Genomic DNA, 514 nt, shown 5'->3' with positions numbered 1-514 from the left:
CTCGATGGCGGTGGCCATTGCAGTCGCAGGTTACTTGGGTCTGCATCCACCGGGCTTCGCGGCAGGTACGGTAGCACTGGCCTTCGGTCTGGCGGCGTCCTCCATCTTCCCGGCTCTGATGATGGGTATCTTCAGTAAGAACATCAACAAAGAAGGTGCTATCGCGGGTATGATTGCCGGTATCAGTATCACTCTGTTCTACGTGTTCCAACACAAAGGTATCCTATTCATCGCAGATTGGACTTACCTAGAAAGCTGGGGCAGCAACTGGTTCCTAGGCATTGAGCCAAACGCATTTGGTGCGATTGGTGCCTTATTCAACTTCATCGTCGCGTTCGCTGTATCGAAAGTAACAGCAGAAACACCACAAGAAGTGAAAGACCTAGTCGAACACGTTCGCGTACCGGTAGGTGCTGGTAGCGCGGTGGATCACTAAAATATAACCAAAACCACAAAAGCCCCGCTTGCAACCTGCCGTCCGGGGCGATTGTATTCTCGCTTTCCAGTTACCATA

At 51.8% G+C, this 514-nt stretch carries 1 pseudogene; it reads left to right on the top strand.

What is annotated here, in order from left to right:
- Positions 1–436, top strand: a pseudogene (locus R8O10_RS27585) (cation acetate symporter); the annotation flags it as partial.
- Between the last annotated feature and the right edge of the window lie 78 nt (positions 437–514).

The organism is Vibrio sp. 1727 (genome assembly GCF_033344415.1).
Taxonomy (GTDB): domain Bacteria; phylum Pseudomonadota; class Gammaproteobacteria; order Enterobacterales; family Vibrionaceae; genus Vibrio; species Vibrio alginolyticus.
Note: the sequence above shows the minus strand (reverse complement) of the source record. Positions and strands in the feature narration are given on the sequence as shown.